General features: G+C 39.0%; 17 protein-coding genes. 4 read left to right on the top strand and 13 right to left on the bottom strand.

The window, feature by feature from the left end; genetic code table 11:
• Nucleotides 1–270 precede the first annotated feature (270 nt).
• Nucleotides 271–1,182 carry an EamA family transporter gene (locus J7E63_RS23445; protein ID WP_215016937.1) on the top strand — a complete coding sequence of 304 codons (912 nt, stop codon included), beginning with the start codon at nucleotides 271–273 and terminating at the stop codon, nucleotides 1,180–1,182.
• Nucleotides 1,183–1,462: 280 nt separating this feature from the next.
• Entirely contained in the window at nucleotides 1,463–2,995 is a 1,533-nt protein-coding gene (locus J7E63_RS23440) for a multicopper oxidase family protein (RefSeq protein WP_215016935.1), read from the top strand.
• 45 nt (nucleotides 2,996–3,040) lie between these two features.
• On the opposite strand, the gene J7E63_RS23435 is transcribed toward J7E63_RS23440, so the two are convergent.
• From J7E63_RS23435 to J7E63_RS30225, 5 genes are all read right to left on the bottom strand, one after another.
• Nucleotides 3,041–3,325: a hypothetical protein gene (locus tag J7E63_RS23435; protein ID WP_215016933.1), complete on the bottom strand. Its 285-nt coding sequence runs from the start codon at nucleotides 3,323–3,325 to the stop codon at nucleotides 3,041–3,043.
• Nucleotides 3,326–3,739: 414 nt separating this feature from the next.
• Nucleotides 3,740–4,852 carry a DUF1835 domain-containing protein gene (locus tag J7E63_RS23430; RefSeq protein ID WP_215016931.1) on the bottom strand — a complete coding sequence of 371 codons (1,113 nt, stop codon included), beginning with the start codon at nucleotides 4,850–4,852 and terminating at the stop codon, nucleotides 3,740–3,742.
• Between the two features lie 158 nt (nucleotides 4,853–5,010).
• Complete coding sequence (locus tag J7E63_RS23425) at nucleotides 5,011–5,670, bottom strand: DUF2306 domain-containing protein (RefSeq protein ID WP_215016929.1); 660 nt, start codon at nucleotides 5,668–5,670, stop codon at nucleotides 5,011–5,013.
• Nucleotides 5,671–5,764: 94 nt separating this feature from the next.
• Complete coding sequence (locus J7E63_RS23420) at nucleotides 5,765–6,286, bottom strand: hypothetical protein (RefSeq protein WP_215016927.1); 522 nt, start codon at nucleotides 6,284–6,286, stop codon at nucleotides 5,765–5,767.
• A 15-nt stretch (nucleotides 6,287–6,301) separates the two neighbouring features.
• A complete protein-coding gene (locus tag J7E63_RS30225) occupies nucleotides 6,302–7,240 on the bottom strand; it encodes a HAMP domain-containing protein (protein WP_285289967.1) in 939 nt (312 codons plus the stop codon).
• 284 nt (nucleotides 7,241–7,524) lie between these two features.
• On the opposite strand from J7E63_RS30225, the gene guaC reads away from it, so the two are divergent.
• Complete coding sequence (gene guaC, locus J7E63_RS23410; RefSeq protein ID WP_215016925.1) at nucleotides 7,525–8,508, top strand: GMP reductase; 984 nt, start codon at nucleotides 7,525–7,527, stop codon at nucleotides 8,506–8,508.
• 208 nt (nucleotides 8,509–8,716) lie between these two features.
• Here the strand turns inward: guaC and J7E63_RS23405 are convergent, their stop codons facing one another.
• The 8 genes from J7E63_RS23405 to J7E63_RS23370 form a co-directional block, all read right to left on the bottom strand.
• Nucleotides 8,717–10,066, bottom strand: a complete 1,350-nt coding sequence (locus J7E63_RS23405; protein ID WP_215016923.1) for an NAD-dependent malic enzyme — start codon at nucleotides 10,064–10,066, stop codon at nucleotides 8,717–8,719.
• A 371-nt stretch (nucleotides 10,067–10,437) separates the two neighbouring features.
• Nucleotides 10,438–11,367, bottom strand: a complete 930-nt coding sequence (locus J7E63_RS23400) for a response regulator (RefSeq protein ID WP_214715813.1) — start codon at nucleotides 11,365–11,367, stop codon at nucleotides 10,438–10,440.
• Between the two features lie 5 nt (nucleotides 11,368–11,372).
• Nucleotides 11,373–12,686, bottom strand: coding sequence for a sensor histidine kinase (locus tag J7E63_RS23395; RefSeq protein ID WP_308161996.1), 1,314 nt, complete (start codon nucleotides 12,684–12,686; stop codon nucleotides 11,373–11,375).
• 141 nt (nucleotides 12,687–12,827) lie between these two features.
• The gene (gene aspA, locus J7E63_RS23390; protein ID WP_215016919.1) at nucleotides 12,828–14,264 is read right to left on the bottom strand and encodes an aspartate ammonia-lyase; all 1,437 of its coding nucleotides are present in this window, start codon (nucleotides 14,262–14,264) and stop codon (nucleotides 12,828–12,830) included.
• 26 nt (nucleotides 14,265–14,290) lie between these two features.
• Nucleotides 14,291–15,580 (bottom strand): cation:dicarboxylate symporter family transporter, encoded by a 1,290-nt coding sequence (locus J7E63_RS23385; protein ID WP_215016917.1) that lies wholly within the window; start codon nucleotides 15,578–15,580, stop codon nucleotides 14,291–14,293.
• Between the two features lie 350 nt (nucleotides 15,581–15,930).
• Nucleotides 15,931–16,440, bottom strand: a complete 510-nt coding sequence (locus J7E63_RS23380; protein WP_215016915.1) for a DMT family transporter — start codon at nucleotides 16,438–16,440, stop codon at nucleotides 15,931–15,933.
• A 33-nt stretch (nucleotides 16,441–16,473) separates the two neighbouring features.
• Nucleotides 16,474–17,169, bottom strand: coding sequence for a Crp/Fnr family transcriptional regulator (locus J7E63_RS23375; RefSeq protein WP_215016913.1), 696 nt, complete (start codon nucleotides 17,167–17,169; stop codon nucleotides 16,474–16,476).
• Nucleotides 17,170–17,217: 48 nt separating this feature from the next.
• Entirely contained in the window at nucleotides 17,218–17,643 is a 426-nt protein-coding gene (locus J7E63_RS23370) for a DMT family transporter (RefSeq protein WP_215016910.1), read from the bottom strand.
• Nucleotides 17,644–17,914: 271 nt separating this feature from the next.
• On the opposite strand from J7E63_RS23370, the gene J7E63_RS23365 reads away from it, so the two are divergent.
• Entirely contained in the window at nucleotides 17,915–18,679 is a 765-nt protein-coding gene (locus J7E63_RS23365) for a hypothetical protein (RefSeq protein WP_215016908.1), read from the top strand.
• Nucleotides 18,680–18,882: the final 203 nt, after the last annotated feature.

Raw genomic sequence — 18,882 nt, 5'->3', positions numbered from 1 at the left:
CTAAATAGAGGGTTCAATAAGGACCACTCTATTTTGGGAGAAATTTTCATTGACATTCATTTTCATTTGTTTTAAAGTAACAAAGGCAAATTAAATAACAAAATTCATTTGTTTGTGGACTTTTCTAGAGATATCTCTATTTTCGCCACACAGCTTTCACATGAGAGCTGTGTGGCTTTTTTGTTGTTTGGAAACGGGCAAAGGGTTGCAAAAATGATTTTCCATAGTTGAAACTCATGGTTATTTTAAAGAATGAAAGGAGTAGGAAAAATGAAAACTTGGCAATATGCACTAATTGTTTTTTTAGGGGGCTGCAGTTACGGAGTATTATCGACCTTTGTAAAGCTTGCTTACTCGGCAGGTTTTACCGTGACACAGGTAACAGGAAGTCAATACTTACTTGGGACCTTGCTAATCTGGGGGGTCGCTCTTTTTTCGAAAAAGAAAAAACTTTCTCTACCTCAAATAGGTAAATTACTTTTATCAGGAATTCCAGTTGGTTTAACAGGTGTATTTTATTATCAGTCACTGCAAACCCTGGATGCTTCACTTGCGATCATCTTTTTATTTCAATTTGTATGGATTGGCTCTTTAATTGAGTGGATGGTTAATAAAAAAATACCAAGCACCGGGAAAATGGTTTCGATTGGTATTTTAATCATTGGCTCCATTTTAGCAGCCGGCATTATTACAGAAGGCGGCGTTCAAATATCATGGCAGGGGACAGTTTGGGGTCTGCTTTCCGCTTTAACGTATACCGCTCTCATCTTTCTTAGCGGCTCCGTGGAAAAAGATACACCACCCGTGCAGAAAAGTGCTCTACTTTCCACTGGCGGATTGATCACTGTTTTTTTATTTTTCACGCCAACGGATTTATTCCACTTACCAGTTTTAATGGGAGTAGCACCGTATGGATTGTTCCTTGGACTATTTGGCGTAGCATTGCCACCGCTCTTATTTTCTATTGGAATGAAGCATATCGGGCCAGGTCTTGGAACGATATTAACAGCCTCAGAACTACCGGTTGCGGTTATCTTGTCATCGCTCGTCTTAGCCGAAAACGTAAGTTTGTCACAATGGCTAGGAGTTATCCTTATTTTAGGCGGAATTGTGGCGGGGAATGTTAAAATGCCCAAAACTAAGGTGGAATCTGTCTCTTTAGAGAGTGAATCTTTGACTTAAAATTGTCGGGGTGGGATTCCCCACCCGAAAAATTCATAATAAAACTTATGAAGAAACAGGATGCTAAGTAAACTATTTCCATGGCAAAAATCAGCTAAGTTTTAACTTTTTATATTACTATATTTATAAAATGAGGAAAGCTCTTTTATAGACTAGAACCTAAATTATAACAGCATATTTTCGATATCTGCGTCATAAATTACTGTGATGACTATATCCCAAAAGCACCCTATAGGGGCGAAAGGGGATTATCATATGTAGGTGATGAAGGAGCGTAACTATGATTCTCTCTAAATTTGTAGATGAACTCCCTATTCCCCCGATTTTAAAACCTCGATGGAAAGATCCGTTTTATACTTACTATGAAGTGAATATGACGGAATTTAAACAATCACTCCATCGTGAATTAAATGATACAACCGTTTGGGGGTACGAAGGCAGCTATCCAGGACCTACGATTGAAGTTGAAAGCGGAGAAAAAGTGTATATCAAATGGATCAACAATCTTCCCGATAAGCATCTCTTACCTGTAGACCATACGGTGCACGGGGCCCATTTGGATGTACCGGAAGTACGAACGGTGGTACACGTTCACGGTGCTTGTGTGGAATGGGAAAGTGACGGCTACCCGGAGGCTTGGTTTACAAACGGATTCAAACAATTCGGCCCCTATTTTAGTAAACAAGTCTATCGATATGATAATTGCGAACAAGCATGCACCCTCTGGTATCATGACCATGCCCTTGGTATCACGAGGCTTAATGTCTATGCCGGATTGGCAGGCTTCTTTTTGATTAGAGATCAACGCGAACAGTTATTGAATTTACCGAGTGGGAAATATGAGATTCCGCTTATTATACAAGACAAGACTTTTCATAAAGATGGTTCTCTTTATTACCCGAAACAGCCAGAAAAACCCGTCCCCGAATTAGAAACATCGATCGTTCCAGAATTTTTTGGGGATACTGTCTTGGTGAATGGCAAAGTATATCCCTATTTAAAAGTGGAACCGCGTAAATACCGATTGAGGCTGCTAAACGCAGCCAACTCTCGTTTCTTTAGGATTAAGCTTGATTCGGGACAACTTATCAATCAAATTGGGACCGATGGAGGACTTATGCAGCACCCGATCGGTGTAAAAGAAATCATGTTAGCACCTGCAGAACGAGCAGATGTGATCATTGATTTTACCAATTTAGAGGGTAAAAATATTATCATGCAAAACGATGCTCCTGCTCCTTTTCCGAACGGGGATACACCGGATGATAATACAGGCACAGTGATGCAGTTTCGAGTGACTCTTCCCTTGGCCAGTGTCGATACGAGTGTTATTCCGGCGTATATGATGCCTATTCCCAAAATGAATGAACAGTCAGCTTCCCATTCACGATACTTAACTTTAAATGACAATATGGATCCGTACGGTCGGGAATGGATGCTGTTGGATAATAAAAAGTGGGATGCCCCGATCACTGAAAATCCAAAATTGGGCTCCACTGAAATATGGTATATTATTAGCTTAACGAAGGATTCCCACCCAATTCATCTCCACTTAGTTGATTTTCAAATCTTAGACCGTAGAGATTTTGATGTAGAAAAGTATAAAAAAGAGAAAATCATCGATTATATGGGTCCGGCGATCCCTCCCGAACCACAAGAACGAGGCTGGAAGGATACCGTTCGAGCTAATCCTAACCAAATTACTCGAATTATCATGAAGTTTGGTCCTTTTACAGGGTTGTATGTATGGCACTGTCATATCTTGGAGCACGAGGATTATGAGATGATGAGACCGTTTATTGTGATCCGATGATAGACGGTGCTCTGTCAAAAATACATTTTATATCAATTTCCTAATTTATTCTTCCATTCTCTTGATCATATACTGAATCAAGTCAATATTGTTATCAATGAAGTTCAATCTTTCTCGGGCAGTAGTGGACCATTCTGAACTATGACTCATAGATGCGGTAATATGCCGATAGCTAAATGTATATCTCGAATAAAGTTCGGAAATCACAAAGCTTATTCTGAGTTTGGTTTTTTCCTTTTTTGCTATCCCTTCAAGGTCATCATTTAACCAAGTAGGAGCATTCTCAATCGCTTTATTTACTAAATTTAATTCATAATCTTCGTTTATCATCGGTGTATCTCCTTTTAAAAATAAGTTTATAAAGTTCTAAATTATTCTAACAAATCACACACTTTCATTTCAATGCCTCGTGACTACCTAGCGTTAGCACATTTCGTATGTTTGGATTCAGTATCTGCGTGTGATACAACCGTATCCTTAGAAGCTATATGTTTAAGTTGCCTTTGGTGCCTGCAAATATGCAGAGATTATTGAAAAAATAGGCTGGTGGAACGCTTAGCAAAAGTTTCACAAACAAACAAGATTTACAAATTTTAATAAAAGTAAGTAAATAGGCGAACAGTGATTGTCACTGTTCGCCTTAAGTTTATATTTTATTTTTCCATTGAATCGAGCCTGTATCACTATGAGGATGACAATTCGACTTTAATCTTTTGTATTCATTTTCTAACTCTGTTAAAGGGTCTATTTTTCTCGTAATTTTACACTGTAATGCCGCATCGATCTTGGTATCCCTTTTAATTCAAGAAATCCACTGTAGATTAATTGTCTTATCCGATATTCTAAATAAAATTCACCCACCAGCTCGTCCATTTGATGTAATGTTTCACCAATCACTTTTCCAGTCCTAATAAAGTCTTTGTTTTCCTGCTCCTTATGCAAATCGTCGATTGCCTTTAGGATATGGGCATCAAAATAATCTTCGGGAACACTGGTAACTCGTCCATTCTCCCATAAACGAAGGACATCTTTAGATTGCGCCAGCCCTTCCCATTCTCTTTGGAAATGGATTCGCTCTTGATAGGATAAAGAGTCGGCGGAACTTGCTTGCTCTAGTAGTTGTTTTAATTGATTGGGGTGAAGCATGCTGGAGTAGCGTTTTTCATTGTTGGAGTCGATCCGTTGATGATGAAGTTCGGTCGTATTGAGTAGAACAATATCATTATCTTTCTCTTTTAATAAATGAAGAATAAAACGAAGACCCGTTTGTTCGTTTCCATTATTGGCCGCCCATATGTAAATAGGCACAAACTCAGGAATATCCTCTATTTCTAACAACGTCTTGGAAAAGTTATTTAGTAATTCAAAATCATCTTGCTCTACATTAATATGCTCATTCAACCATTCGAAACGAATATCTTGGCCTTCTTTTTGATCAAGTTTCCATAAAGGCCCGATCGAAAAAAAATCATGAAATCCAATCACCGTCTTTGGTTGGTCTAAGCCTACCCTTAAAGCACCCGCAGTCGCGGCGGAAGAAACTAGATGAAATGCGCCCTTGTTCTGATAGTTAAAGGAACTTACTTTCCGCTGACTTTGAATGAGTTGATTGATTTTTCCTGCCATGAAGTTGAGATCGTCCTGGCGAAGAAAATAACCCCGGCCTACAAGGGGAATATGTGCTTCATGATTAAAACTCTCGAATTCATCCGTAGGACGGAGCTCATACGTTTCCCATTCTCCTTGCTGCGACAATTCAGATGCGGTTAAATAATCTTCCCCTTCAATTTTATAAACAAACACGACATTTGGCTCCGTGAAAAAATAAACATATGGATAATGATCTCGCGTTTTCATACCGCTATTCCCCTTCTTAATTTCAACTTTTGAGGGGACCAGCCCCTATAAATATATTTCAATCAACCTTCTAAAAATCCCTCTTTCTCGATTATTTACACTCTATCAACATTCTAATCAAAACGATTTAATAGTTTTTTACCAGTAAAAGATAGGTGTCAGGCACCATGTGAATTTTTCACATGGTGCCTGACACCTTTACGAAGGATTCCCCACTCAACGACAATGAAATTAACTATTAGACCCACCCATATATTTACATTTAGAACTTCCTCGACCATCTTCTCTCTCCCGCCAGGAAGGGAGAAGCCATTTAACGTGTAATAGGTTAGCAGCAAAACTGGCACCACTATTCGGCCGCTTACTGCCACTAACGTGACACCAAAGCTTCGAATCATCCATTTGCGATGATCTGCAAATTGTTTTCTTACTGCAGTACGATATCCTTTCCAACAGGTAAAAAGCCAGATAAGTGACAATACAAGAAAAGAAGTCGCTTTCGAAAAATTTTCAATATACGAAACATATACTAGACCAAGCCCACCGCTTATTAAGACACTGCCTACATACACTCTGCCAAGAAAGCGATGGACTTTTGGTGTTTTGATTCGAAAATGTTCTACGAATTGGAAAAAATCGGATAGTAGTGCCAAACATGCCGTTACAATATGTGCAATTAATAAGGGAAATTGCATGCCAGCCGATGTGAAAGATACTCGGCTATTGGCGGGATTTAGTGTTAAATAAGGAACCACAAAAGGAATGATGACTTCTAATGAGCTAATAAATAAAATCCACCAACTTTTTTTAGGTTTCACTACTTACACACTCCAGACTGTTCAACCGAATCTCTTCTGCTGTTCCCTTTTTTCTTTCCTAATTTCTTAATCATGTCTCTTCTCCCCTTCATCTTTAAGCAAGGTTCGATGCTTTTTTCTGTTTTCTCTGTCCCCATGGTTTAAAAACCGAAATCACGAACATCGTACCAAGCGAAATAATCTGAAGGATAATTCCGATCCATAGCTGCCACTTATTTACTGTGAACGATGGATCCGTAAGAGCGTTTAGCCCTCCACTAGTTGTCAACGTTACCGCTTTTAGCGTTAAGGCATACATTGCGAAAGGACCCAATAAAATTGAGAGGACCGTCAAACCTTCTTTGACGATAATCCAGTAAAATTTGAACAAGCCCCATTGCGTCAGCACAGATAGCAAAATCCCCGTTACCACCGTGCCAATCGTGGATGCACGAACCGATGTCTGGGCTAGCATATGCATACTTATATAACACGCCTTGAGCACACCAGCATCGTTCGTGTTAGCCGCAGTTATACTCAGAATTAAAAAAACAATGGCCACCCCGAACATGATTGCAGCAAATAATAAATGTAAGATAATCAGCCATCTTCTCTGAGTAAGACTCAATTTCCTCATACCATTCACCCCTTGTTATACATTAAAACGATACCCGACACCCCAAATCGTCTCAATATATTGTGGCTTTGACGGGTTCGTTTCAATTTTTTCACGTAATTTTCCAATAAAAACAGTTCCTTGAACGCACGCTTTAATTCCGGTAATCGGCGTTTTCAGATCATGTGAAATGTTTGAAACTAGTTCTTTCCGGTTCTCTTCATACTGTAGCTGAAGATGGATCGATTCCATCAAGCGGGCGCGCATTTCATCAAAGGAAGCCCCCAATTCTCCGAATTCATCTCTGCGGTCCAACTTCACCTCATGAGCAAGGCTCCCTTTTTTAATTTGTTCCGCAGCATGTTTTAGCGTGTACAAAGGTTTGATAAAACTTTGGGAAACTAAATAGGTAAGAATACCATTCGTAAGGCCAATAACAAGTAGCAGCGACAATACCAGCATCGGGAAAAACTTTCTTGCTTCCTTGAAAAAAGGATATAAATCAGAAAATATATATACTGTACTTGTAGTGTCATCGCTAAGAGTGATATCGTACTTTTCCACTGAAAAACGACTTTTTCCCCATCGGCCATGAGTCTGTCCCCTTTGTATCTCCTTAATCTCAGTAGTATTTAGATCAAGGCGGTTCACGAAAGGGGAAGTGAAGCCAGTTCGATTATCTTTCATTACCACGAGTCCTGAATGAACACGATTCAATTGTTCGTCCGTGCTTTTCAGGAACTCGTTGTCGTTGAATCGGTCTGGGTCAGTTTGTGTCATAAACTTCACTCCGGCAATCAAATCACGGCGTTGATTGGCCGTTTCCCAAAAGGCTGGCATTCCCCTTCCATCCCTGGTTCCAGCCATATCCTTATAAAAAGCTGAAACAAGTGTTGTGCCAATTAAGGCGAACAACACGATGGGAATAAAGGTCATGGCCATATAGGATAGTAGTAGTCTCGTCTTGATCGACATGAGCAAATCTCCTTAACGCTGTTTTTTTCGAACAGAATGAACCCTGATATATCTCCAAACTAGGCCAGCCAACGCTTTCTGTTATTTATCATAACCGGGAATTATAAATCCCTTCTAAACCAATCCTAAAAAAAGTATAAAAATTATTTAAACAGTGTAGTTGATTCCAAAAAGGACTATCATTGAATTAGCTCTATGTATAAGACCAATGGAAACCGAAAACCCTATCTTTGCATTGAGTGAACATTTAAGCTAATTACTGTTTGTTTTCGAGGAGGCAAATTATGGAAAATGTATTTGATTACGAAGATATTCAATTGATTCCGGCGAAAAGTGTCGTAAATAGCCGCTCTGAGTGTGATACCACAGTATCCTTAGGCGGGCATACATTCAAGCTGCCAGTGGTGCCAGCAAATATGCAGACGATTATCGACGAAAAGATCGCGATTTACTTAGCGGAAAATGGTTACTTTTATATCATGCATCGTTTTGAACCAGAGACGCGATTATCTTTTATTAAAGATATGAAATCACGTCGGTTAATTGCTTCTATTAGTGTTGGAGTGAAAGAGGAAGAGTACCGATTCATCCAACAATTAGCAGAGGAACAGATTTCACCAGAATTCATCACGATTGATATCGCACATGGTCATTCCAATGCGGTTATTAAAATGATTCAGCATATTAAGAAGTACATACCTAACAGCTTTGTGATTGCAGGAAATGTCGGAACTCCAGAAGCAGTCAGAGAATTAGAGCATGCCGGTGCGGATGCTACTAAAGTTGGTATCGGACCTGGGAAGGTCTGTATCACCAAGATTAAGACTGGATTTGGGACGGGCGGCTGGCAATTAGCGGCACTGCGTTGGTGTGCAAAGGCAGCAAGTAAGCCGATTATTGCTGACGGAGGGATTCGCACACATGGTGATATCGCCAAGTCGATTCGTTTCGGGGCAACCATGGTGATGATTGGTTCATTGTTTGCAGGACACGAAGAGTCGCCAGGAGAATCGATCGAGAAAGATGGTAAGTGTTATAAAGAATACTTTGGATCAGCATCGGAATTTCAAAAAGGGGAAAAGAAAAATGTAGAAGGCAAAAAAATGTTTGTGGAGTACAAAGGCTCTATAAAAGAAACTTTGATAGAAATGGAGCAAGACCTTCAATCCTCTATTTCTTACGCAGGAGGAAATAAGTTAGCCGCCATCCGGAATGTAGATTATGTGGTCGTTAAGAATTCAATCTTTAATGGTGATAAGGTCTATTAAAGGGTTTGAAGAGTTTTGTATAAACTACTAGTGATTATAAATGGAAAAGGGACGCCAAAAGCGTCCTTCATCTGTTGTTAAACAATCTCATTGAATTACGAAAAATAGCTCACTTCCCAATGAGCCCTTTGGGCAATGGCTGAATAGCTCCCGCTTAGCAAGTGAATTTTGATGATATTGAACTAGTTTTGATCGACTTCCACTTATCCTAAATTGGCAGGTATTCCGCTCCGTCTGCTTTCCTATTAGATTGAACAGCCGCTCTTTCAACCGCTTCGGTCACCATTTTATGAACATGTAAATCTAAAGGATGCGGAACCAAATCTCCAAGTTTAGTACATGCTGCAATCGCTTCAGCGGCAGCGACTAGCATAGGATGGGTGATTTCACTAGCTTGCGCGTTTAAAGCTCCTCGAAAAATACCAGGAAATCCAAGAACATTGTTAACAGAGCGGCCATCTGCCGCATATGCAGCTCCCGCCTGCAGGGCTAATTCCGGTTCGATTTCCGGTTTGGGGTTTGATAATGCTAAAATCACCTGCCCTGGGCGTACCCATTGCTGTTGAATCAGTCCAGGAACACCTGTAGTGGCGATAACGATATCACAGTTCCTCAATAATAGTTCAATGCTATCAACTGGATGACCGCCATAGTTCTCTAACCTCGCCTTCGCATCCGGAGATAAATCTGCTCCAAATACAGCCTTTACTCCGTATGCCATAAGCATTCGAGAAATCGCCAACCCTGCTGCTCCAAGGCCGATCTGGCCAACTTGTGCATTTTTCAAGTCAATACCGGCACTTTTACACGCTGATATCGTGGCAGCCAGGGTAACGACAGCCGTTCCATGCTGATCATCATGCATTACCGGAATATCCAGCTCCTTTTTAAGTCGTTCTTCGACCTCGAAACAGTGTGGAGACCCTATATCTTCGAGTAAAATACCACTATAACCCGGAGAAATATTTTTCACTGTCCGTACAATCTCATCCGGGTCTTTCGTATTAAGAAGAATCGGAATCCCATTAATACCGGCTAATTGGTCGAAGAGAACAGCCTTCCCCTCCATAACTGGCATTCCGGCAACAGGGCCGATGTCTCCTAGGCCAAGAATCGCGGTTCCGTCAGTAACGATCGCTACCGAATTACCAATACTCGTATAAATTTTTGCTTTATCCGGTTCTGCCTCGATAATTCGGCAAACATCGGCCACACCTGGTGTATAAACTCTTCTTAAATCAGCTAATGTTTGAAGATTCACTTTACTTTTCATATGAATTTTCCCTCCTTCATGTGCATGAAGGACTTCATCTGAAACAGCATGAAGACGAATTCCCCCGTCTAACCGGGAGAGAGCGTCTTCCAATTCTTCTATCTGCTCCTCATGATCGACCTGAACAGTAATATTACGTATTGTGTAATTTGGACCTACCTTTACCGTTTCTATTTCCCCTATATCTCCACCTGCAAGACCAATTGTCGTTGCTACTTTCCCGAGATTACCGGGGAAGGAAGGTGTTTCTACCATCAACGTTCGAATAATTTGTTTGCTAATCATATCTAATTCCTCCAAAACTACTTGTCTATGAATGGGCAAGGGAAGAAGTGACTCCCATTTTCCTCTTTGATCGTTAACATTTTATACAATTTCTTTTGACCATTTAAATAAATGATTCCCTATTCGTAATATAAGAGTTGATATACATAGAACGACAAAACACTACAAAAAATAACAAAGGTAATTTATACTTATTACCGAATATTTGATATATTATAAATTTAACTGGAAATCACTCTACATATGACAGGTAAGCAGGAGGGAGAGGTAACCTTTATTTGTTAATAATTTAAAGTTCCAATTTGGGGTGCCTTCATCTATAGCCAGAAGCACATAAAAAAGAAAAAAAGGCCATTTTAGAGTTCTGCCAATTAATCCTCTTGAATGAGCCTCTTCGATTCAAAATAAAGAACTTGAATAAATTTTTTCGTATTAATTCGTGTACTGGAAGCAGTAGCTTTAGGATTCTTTTGTAATTCTGTCATCTTCTTGCGTACAATCGTAAAATCAAAAAACTTAGAAGCATAATTTTCGAACTTAGCGTTGGAGAAATCTGATAAACCGAGCGAAGCTAAATGATTTAACGATTGGTAAATCGTTCTTCGTACCCGTTGTTCAGAGGCTTTTACTTCCCGCTGGATATCAATTTGTGCCGCGGGCGTCCCAAGCTTTCTTAAAGTAATTTGCACAAAAATCTCTTTAAGCGGAGGAAATTGTTCGAACGTATGATGTTGTTCATATTGATCTAAATATTGGAGGATATCCAGTAAATCTTTGCTGCCGTTTTCACCTAAGATACCTAATTCAGATAAGAGAAACTCTCCAGCCGTTACAATACTAGTTTTCTTCAATACATTTGCCGTTTCCTGTTTTGGCTGCTGTAAATTAAACACGGTATTTAATGATTTTTGAATCTCTGAAATCGACTTTTCTAACTGGATTCGCTCCATTACTTTTCGAATAACGCTTAACACTTCAATGCGATTAATTGGTTTTGAAATATAGTACTCAACACCAAGGGAATAGGCTTCACCTATTAATTCTTTTGATTCCACTTGTGAAATCATAATAATTTTACCTAAGAATTCCCCTTTTAAGCGGCGAATGGTTTCAAGTCCATCACAAACAGGCATTAACAAATCGATAAATAGAATATCCACATATTTAAGGATCATTAAGTTTTTTTCGAGCATGAAGCCATCTTCGGCTTCTCCGATAATATCTCCCAGATCCTCATCCTCGATTATTTGTGCCAGCATGGAACGATGCACCTCATCATCATCAACGATATAAAAATTCATAAAGTTTACCCTCTTTCAACTAGGCTATATAACGGAATTTTTATGGTAAAAAGTGCTCCCGAATTTTCTACAGTATTTTGGAGATCAACACATCCCCCAAGTTCTTCGGTAATTTCTTGTACATAGGAAAGACCAATACCTGTTGATGGCGTGCCTGCCTGATCAAATTTTAAAGTATACCCTGGTTTAAAAATCAAGCTTTTATACTTTTCGGGAACTCCGGGACCATTATCCTCTACTTGAAACCATACAAACTGATTTACCAGCTTTAAATAAATAGCTATTGTTCCTTTCTCCTTAATAGCTTCTACCGCATTTGCCACTAAATTATTGATCAACGATAAAACGAGATAGGCATGATATTCCGGATGTTCACCATTAATTTTATAGCGAAATTCAATCTTCTTTCCTAATGAGCTTACGTATTTTTCATTTGTTCTAATAATGATCAGGACAAGTTCATGTATATCCATGTAATCTGAAAACTTTTCATCTTCAATCAACTTGAATAGTCCTGCAAAAATCCGTTGATTGTCTTTTTTTATATCATGTACTTCTCCAGCAATCCGTAAAGCCCTTTTGCTAAATTCCTCCAAGGAAATTCCTGTTTGTTTCATATGATTATTTAAGTCCCGATATAAATCGTACGATGTGATTGTAGTATTTTCCGCGTTTTGCAATACTTTTTTTAGCTGAACGGATTCCACATACAAATTGGATAACAACATTAATAAATACTGATTCTTTTGACGAATTTGCCTCTCTCTTATTTTCCCTTCATATAACTTCATCATACTAAAGAAGGAAAGCACAAAAAAGCTTCGGAAAATGGCTATGATAAAGATCTGGACTAGTTTTGACAAAGTCAAATAGTCTCCAACAGCCACATGCCGAAACATCAGTTCCGTTAAACTGGCTATGATTTCAATGGTAATGCCTAATACTCCTATAATCCAAGGACGGTTGTGGAACTGATTTATTTTTAATAAGTAAAACAGGAACACGAACGCAAAATAATAAAGGGAGGAAGGATAGCGTGTTTGTACGGAAACGAACAAATCGAAATGATCCTGTGTAAGCCAGTCCAATCCTACCCGAAAGGAAAAAATAGACAGCGCTGTGCCAATACCTAGTAAAATAGGTGAAATGCCCCGCAAAAATAATAGTGAAAAGAATATAATGGGCGTACCCAGACTAACACGGAAGGTATCATGAAAAGGATAAAATTTTAGCTCTCCCGCTAACGGAACAGCAACTATAACAAAAATGAAAGTATATAAATTCCTCTCAAACAATTGATTGATTTTCAAACGATTCACTTCCTAAGATTTTAAACAGATATAAACATAAATAACGAATCCAACACAGGCAAATACCACCTATATTGAATTCGTTATGAGGTTTAGAAAAGTATACAATGGTGAAAAACAAAAGACAACTTCGTTGTTAAAAGATACAGTTTATCCTCTGTCCAAAAGCGATGCTCCGGAAATGCCTGGGTTTGTCATTTCGTAAGGGTTTAAAATCAGATCAAGCTCTTCCTCTGTCAATACATCATATTGCAAGCATAATTCACGTACTGGTTTACCTGTTAAAATCGCCTCTCTTGCAATACGCGCTGCTACTTCATATCCAATATGGGGATTAACAGCCGTAATGACTCCCACACTTTTTTGAACATATTCTTTTAACTGTTCCGTATTTGCTTCAATCCCTGCCAGGCAGTAATCCGTAAACGTACGGAATGCATTGTTCATGATACTGATTGATTCAAGCAAGTTAAAGACAAGCACAGGTTCCATTACATTTAATTCAAGCTGCCCTGCTTCGGAAGCCAGGCAAATGGTATGATCATTGCCAATAACTTGAAAGGCAACCTGGTTGATCAGCTCCGCCATGACAGGGTTCACCTTCCCCGGCATAATAGATGAACCAGGCTGACGGGCTGGTAAGGTGATTTCCCCAAGTCCTGCACGGGGACCTGATGCCATTAACCTTAAATCATTGGCGATTTTGGACATGTTCATCATACATACTTTCAGTGCGGCCGATACCTCCGTGTAAGCATCCGTATTTTGAGTGGCATCGACAAGATGTTCAGCCCCAAAAAGCGGCAATTCGGAAATAGCGGCTATGTGCTTAACCACATTTTCGATATAACGGGGATCTGCATTTAAACCTGTACCCACTGCCGTTGCCCCCATATTGATTTCATATAAATGCTGACGTGATTGCTGGATCCGTTTTATATCGCGCTCTAGGACACGGCTGTAGGCTTCAAACTCCTGGCCAAGACGGATTGGAACGGCATCCTGAAGATGGGTTCGTCCCATTTTAATTACATGATCAAATTGCTGCGCTTTCTGTTTAAAAACGGCCAGCATTTGATGCATCGTATCCAATAGCTTTTCCATTAACTGAAGTGTAGCAATATGGATCGCGGTCGGAAACGCATCATTTGTAGATTGAGACATATTCACATGACTATTCGGACTCACATGCTTGTACTCGCCTTTTTCTTTCCCAAGTAATTCAAGTGCACGGTTAGCAATGATTTCATTCATGTTCATATTCATCGATGTTCCTGCGCCACCTTGAATGGGGTCCACGATAAAGTGTTCATGCCACTTACCTTCTATAATTTCATCTGCTGCCTGTACAATGACCTTGCCGATTCCATCATATAAACGTGTTGTATCCATATTGGCTAAAGCAGCCGCTTTTTTGACAATAGCCAATGCTTTAACCAACTGCTCATGAACACGATAGCCAGTAATCGGGAAATTTTCAACTGCCCTTAGTGTTTGTATGCCGTAATAAGCATCTGCCGGAATTTCTTTTGATCCTAAAAAGTCCTTTTCTATTCGTACTTGAGTACTTTCCTTGGAAGCTGACATGGTACTCCCTCCTATGCTCAATAAAATTATGCTACATTAGACTCTTTAGACTCTTTAGACTCTTTAAAGGAGTCCACATATTGATTTGCTTTTTCTTGGTCAAATTGTCCTTCCCATTTTGACATCACGATTGTCGCCAATGAATTTCCCAGTACGTTAACTGCAGTCCTAATCATATCCAAAATACGATCAATACCTGCAATGAAAGCAACGCCTTCTAAAGGAATTCCCATTGTACCAAGTGTGGTTAAAAGGACCACAAACGACGCACCAGGAACACCAGCCATTCCTTTTGATGTAAGCATTAACACAAGCAGCAACGTAATTTGCTGCATGATGGATAAATGAATCCCATACATTTGTGCTACGAAAAGTGAAGCAAGAGCCTGATAGATGGATGAGCCATCCAAGTTAAAGGTATAGCCAGTCGGGATTACAAATGAAGTGATTGCTTTTGGGCAGCCCAATTTCTCCATCTTATCCATAAGTCTTGGTAAAACAGCTTCAGAGCTTGCGGTTGTAAACGCCAGAATAAGCTCGTCTTTTAATACCTTCATGAGAAGAAAAATGCTGGTACCAGAGATTTTCGCAATGACGCCAAGAACCACGAGCACAAAAAATATCATTGTTACATAAACAGCCAGCACCAGTTTTCCCAAAGGAAGTAACGAGGCAGCGCCAAATTTTGCAACGTTCACCCCAATGAGTGCAAATACTCCAACAGGGGCAAATTTCATAATAAGATTCGTTACCCAAAACATCGCTTCTAATATACCTTCAAAAAATGTCAGAACAGGCTTTCCTTTTTCTCCAATTGCTGCAATTCCCAATCCTAAGAAAACAATAAAGAAAATAATTGGAAGTAAATCACCTTTAGTGATAGATTCAAATACGTTTGTCGGAACAAGATGTACAATCGTATCTGCTACACTCGGAGTTCCAGTCGTTTTCATTGTTTCTTCATACTTTGAAATGTCATTTGCCTTAAGACTGCTCGTATCTACACCTGCTCCAGGCTGAAATAGATTTGCCGCCAATAATCCAATCGCAATAGCCAAAGTTGTAACGCTTTCAAAATAAAGTAGAGTTTTTCCGCCTAACTTTCCTAATTTTTTGATGTCGCCCACACCGGCTATTGATACGATTAATGCAGCGATGACAATTGGCACTACAATCATCTTAATCAGATGGATAAAAATGTCCCCCATAGGAGCTAAAATGGATATCGCTGTCTCGTTACCGTAAAAAATGACACCAACGATAATCCCGAGTATAAGTGCAATAAATATTTGTGTAGCTAACCCAAATCTTTTCATAGAAAAACTCCCCCTTATTTGTTGTAAGCATGTTTTGTATCTTAATCAGAACACTTTGCAGGTTATGTTTTTACTCTATTAGCAAACCTACTTGATTACACAAAAAACTACAAAAAGTCTAAAATAAAAAAATATTTTTTTAATAATTAATATTTTCTTGCTTTTTTGAAGATGGTATGATCAAACAAAATAAGCCGTTCCTGTACAAGATTTATGTCTTGTACAGGAACGGCTTATTTTGGGCATTTCGCAAATGGAATTCATTTATCGGCAAGTTGGACCACCTTATCCACAAGTTCATTCTTTCTTTGGTTTGTTTCAAACGTTTGTTTAGTTGTACCCCTCTTTAACTACTTTTGAAGTTCAGATATTTTATTCCCTTTCGCAAAAGGCCAAGTGAGTTTTGGTACCTTATGACCCTCACCGCTGCCGCCAAATTTAAATACGACAATCCCACCGACAATAACCAGCACACCGATCAACTGATTGAACGTAAATGGAACCTTATTCAGACCTAGCCAGCCTAGTGTATCCCCTAATAGAGCAACCACGAGCTGTGATGTCAGAGCGATAGCGATGGCATAGGTTGGTCCCAGCCGCTTGATCCCTTGAACGAGACAAACAACCACTCCCACTCCGATCAGACCGCTGAACCAGTACCAAGTCTGCATATTTTGCAAGTGAAATAACTTTCCCCCTTCAAAGAGGAGCCCAAACGTCAGTGAAGCAAGGAATCCCATCCCTAATACTAAGGTAGTCGTTGCCCAAGATCCCGCCCGTTCATTAACTTTACTGTTAAAAATATTTTGCAAACTAACCAGCGCACCGGCAATAACCGCAAATAATAGTCCTAGAATCATACTTTTCACTCCCTATGTTGATATTTTTCAAGGTTATTCGTAGATGTTATCCCCTGCGAGTGCCCTCAAACCATTCCTGTCTTTAACTAGGATGGAACCTCGATTACGCTCAATCAGACCTTCCGCGCATAATTGGGTGATGACCCGATTTAAATGCCGATAGCTCGTTCCAATTAAATTGGCCGCATCCTTGATACTGATGTTTATCTGGTTTTTTAAAAGTGAATCCGATTCATCAAAGGATACAGACAATAGATAACTAGCCAAGCGCACCTCTACGGGATACATGATATTGAAGCTCATCGAGTTGTTTTTTAGATGGAATTTCTTCGTAATGATATCCAATAAAAATTGCAGGAGCGGTGCATGGTCACTTCCATATTTCTTTAACCAGCGATGGTGAATACCAATCATCCAAACAGGCGATACCGCCTCAACTGTGTTAATAATTTCAATGCCCCGTACATACTCAATATCGCCAATCACTTCAAGCGGTTTCTTAAAAGAAAGAATGAGTGTATTACCTTCTGGCGAGCTGGTGTAGATTTTAACCTTCCCTTTTACTAGTACATACAAATACTGTGATGCTTCACCCTGGGAACAAATAACCTCACCTTGCTCAAAGCTGTACAGCGACAAATGGGGAATTAATGGTTCATGAAAGATCGATTCTAGTTGATATGTCTGGATATAAGCGTCCAATTGCTCCTGATCATTCAGTTCTTTCACTCTTACTCACCCTCCGCCTTTCACCTTCTACATTCCAAAAGACACTTATTAAGATCTTAGTATCACCACACCAACAATCATCATCCCGATGCCGATAAACTGTGGCAGCTTCATCTTCTGCTTCTCCAGGCCAAACCATCCCTTACTGTCTATGATAAAAGTCAGCGTAAGCTGTGCTATCAGGATCGCTGATATACTTAGGGTCACACCGATTCTCTGAATAGAGGTGACATTACTGAAAATGACAATCGCTGCAAAGGCGCCCCCAATCAAATATAACGGCTTCACTTGTTTGAAGCCTTGCCCTTTTCCGTCTCGAACGAACATGAAGATAATGAGAGCCATTATAAATCCAGTGAACTGGGTAATAGTTGCTGCTTGCCACGTGCCAATGTCTTCACTAATCCGTGTATTGGCAATCCCTTGCAGGGTAATAAAGGCCCCACCTAAAAATGCAAAGATAATCCCCTTCATTGTTTTCTCCCCTAATTTAGATTTCTCTACTATATTAAAGGATATTTCCAAGTAGTTTGGATAGGACATATGTCCTCAACTCATAATAGAATGTGTTATTTCATTTTTTTTAATGTACCCTTTTCTAAGCCGTAGAAAAAAGTGGATCTATAAACTATATTAATAGTGGTACACTTGAGGGAACGTCTATTAAAAAAAAGAGCTTAGAAATTACTACTTATATCTAAATAAGTTTATAATAATTAAAAAATATTTTTGAGGTGAATAGACATTGGATTTTCATTCAAATTCGAACCAACAATTAGAAAAAGTTAATGATGAAGAATATAAAGAAAGAGATTACGCTACTAGACAAAACGCAGAAGAGGAACCGGAAGAAAATGGATTTAAACAATGGATTATGGGATGGAAAAAGAAAAAAGTAGATGAAGATGGCGAAGCGAGAGTAGATTCGCCATCCAGATCCAGATCCTCAAATAAGAAAAAGAAAGGGAGGATGTTCTCATTAAAACTAGTCTTTAAGATATTTGTAGTAGCAGCTGTTTGTTACAACTTCAATTTCATTTGGAATTATATGAAAGATCCTATTGGTAATTTTACGTTCTATCATACATTATATGTACTAGGAATATGTGCAGGTATTAATTTAATTGCCGTTTGGATTCTGTTTTATAAAAGTTCGTTTATGAGATTTTATCTTTCCTTATTAGCAATTTTAGGATCGTTTGGGTATTACTTTTACGTAAATTACACTAATCACTCCTTTATGGGGAATAATATCAAAACTTCGTTGCTTGTTATGATATCAGTTTTCATCGTCATTAATCCTAAAGTAAATTATTACCTGAAAAGCATCGTACTTCTGTTGATACCTAGTATAGGTATCTATTTAAGTGGTAATAAATTCGCACTTGTATGGGCTTTAATGTTGAGTGCGGGATTTGTACTTTTATTTAGAGTGTCAAAATCAAGAGGAAAATCAAAATCAAATAAAAAGGAAAGTCGAGCAAGAAGAAACCAAAAGCAATCAGCATAATATTTATTATTGGTAATTAAAAAATGCTGGTTATGGCAGTATATTTATTGAATGAAAATAAGCCGAAAATGTACAAGTGGTGAATAAAAACTTGTATTTTTTCGGCTTTTTATATTTTAAAAATGGAAGAAAACCATTGTTAGCTTAAATAGAAACTAACCATAGCAAATATGAACTTCATCAAGGAAATCCAGTGTCAATTA

This window comes from Bacillus sp. ISL-75 (genome assembly GCF_018613095.1).
Note: the sequence above shows the minus strand (reverse complement) of the source record. Positions and strands in the feature narration are given on the sequence as shown.

Excerpts from the sequence above, each read along its gene's own strand:
- J7E63_RS23445 (WP_215016937.1), top strand. The coding sequence starts at position 271 with ATGAAAACTTGGCAATATGCACTAATTGTTTTTTTAGGGGGCTGCAGT.
- J7E63_RS23440 (WP_215016935.1), top strand. The coding sequence starts at position 1,463 with ATGATTCTCTCTAAATTTGTAGATGAACTCCCTATTCCCCCGATTTTA.
- guaC (WP_215016925.1), top strand. The coding sequence starts at position 7,525 with ATGGAAAATGTATTTGATTACGAAGATATTCAATTGATTCCGGCGAAA.
- J7E63_RS23430 (WP_215016931.1), bottom strand. The coding sequence starts at position 4,852 with ATGAAAACGCGAGATCATTATCCATATGTTTATTTTTTCACGGAGCCA.
- J7E63_RS30225 (WP_285289967.1), bottom strand. The coding sequence starts at position 7,240 with ATGTCGATCAAGACGAGACTACTACTATCCTATATGGCCATGACCTTT.
- aspA (WP_215016919.1), bottom strand. The coding sequence starts at position 14,264 with ATGTCAGCTTCCAAGGAAAGTACTCAAGTACGAATAGAAAAGGACTTT.
- J7E63_RS23370 (WP_215016910.1), bottom strand. The coding sequence starts at position 17,643 with ATGAAGGGGATTATCTTTGCATTTTTAGGTGGGGCCTTTATTACCCTG.
- J7E63_RS23405 (WP_215016923.1), bottom strand. The coding sequence starts at position 10,066 with ATGATTAGCAAACAAATTATTCGAACGTTGATGGTAGAAACACCTTCC.
- J7E63_RS23435 (WP_215016933.1), bottom strand. The coding sequence starts at position 3,325 with ATGATAAACGAAGATTATGAATTAAATTTAGTAAATAAAGCGATTGAG.
- J7E63_RS23380 (WP_215016915.1), bottom strand. The coding sequence starts at position 16,440 with ATGATTCTAGGACTATTATTTGCGGTTATTGCCGGTGCGCTGGTTAGT.
- J7E63_RS23385 (WP_215016917.1), bottom strand. The coding sequence starts at position 15,580 with ATGAAAAGATTTGGGTTAGCTACACAAATATTTATTGCACTTATACTC.
- J7E63_RS23420 (WP_215016927.1), bottom strand. The coding sequence starts at position 6,286 with ATGAGGAAATTGAGTCTTACTCAGAGAAGATGGCTGATTATCTTACAT.
- J7E63_RS23400 (WP_214715813.1), bottom strand. The coding sequence starts at position 11,367 with ATGAATTTTTATATCGTTGATGATGATGAGGTGCATCGTTCCATGCTG.